We start from the raw sequence: 1,159 nt of genomic DNA, 5'->3' as shown, positions 1-1,159 counted from the left end.
ACAATTATTCTTCCGATTTTGCTACTTTCATGTCTTGCGATTATGTTTTTTGATCATCTTAAAAAGAAAAATCAAAAACTGATGGAGGATAAGGCTAAATCTACCTCCCTTTTAATTAATTTTCTAAAGAATATGACAACTGTTTATTCTTTAAATAAAACCTCGTTTTTTTTAGAAAAATTTCATCTTACATATGATAAACAATTAAATTCAACCTTTAGTGTAGCAAAGGCAGTTATTAGCAATGAAATACTAAAGGGATTAATTCAAAACTCTTTTACAATAATTATCCTATGGGTTGGAACAAGACAAGTTCTAAATGATTCAATGAGTTTGGGTACACTGCTATTTATAAACACATTAGCAGCCTTTTTGCTAAGTTCGCTAGATCGTATATTGAGTATGCAATCAGATCTTCAGCAGGCACATGTTGCCTCTATAAGATTTTTTGACGTAGTAAACTATCCAGTTCAGCAAGATAGCTATGAGAATTTAACTGAACTTGATTTCATTCAGAATATCAAAATAGTTAATCTTAATATTGGGGCAGACCCAATGCATTATATAGTTGAAGATATTAATTTAATATTTGACAGAAAGGATAAAGTTCTTATTATTGGAGAAAGTGGTACTGGGAAAAGTACTTTTGCAAAAAGTTTGTCTAAATTGTATAAAGTACCCGATAAGTCAATTTATTTAAATGGATTAGATATTAATCGCTACGATCATTTATCAATAAGAAAAAGGATTGTATATATTGACGAAAATCCTTTTCTTTTTAAGGGAACTATTAAAGAGAATCTTTGCATGGGAGAGAATTTTGATCAGAACGAAATTGAAAACGCGTGTATAATTTCCCAATGTCATGAATTCATTTGTAAATTGGACAAGCAGTACAGTTATAAATTGTCTGAAAACGGTTCTAATCTATCTACAGGACAAAAACAACGGTTAGCATTAGCAAGAGCAATTTTACATCAACCACAAGTATTAATTTTAGATGAGTCATTATCTAACATTGATCCGGATAATACAAAAATAATTTATGAAAACTTACACAGGATGGATTGTTTAATTATTCTTATAACTCATAATGACTCAAGTAACTTCAAATACAATAAAAAATTAGTATTCAGAAACAATAGGATTATAGAGTCGA

Annotated in this window: 1 pseudogene; it reads left to right on the top strand. The window is 29.1% G+C overall.

The window, feature by feature from the left end:
• Positions 1-1,159 (top strand): annotated as a pseudogene (gene sunT / locus BLL41_RS22190) (sublancin transporter SunT); the annotation flags it as partial.

Source organism: Bacillus sp. FMQ74, from assembly GCF_001875785.1.
GTDB classification, from domain to species: Bacteria; Bacillota; Bacilli; order Bacillales; family Bacillaceae; genus Bacillus; species Bacillus stercoris.
The sequence above is the reverse complement of the archived record's forward strand: the minus strand, read 5'-3'. Positions and strand labels throughout refer to the sequence as shown.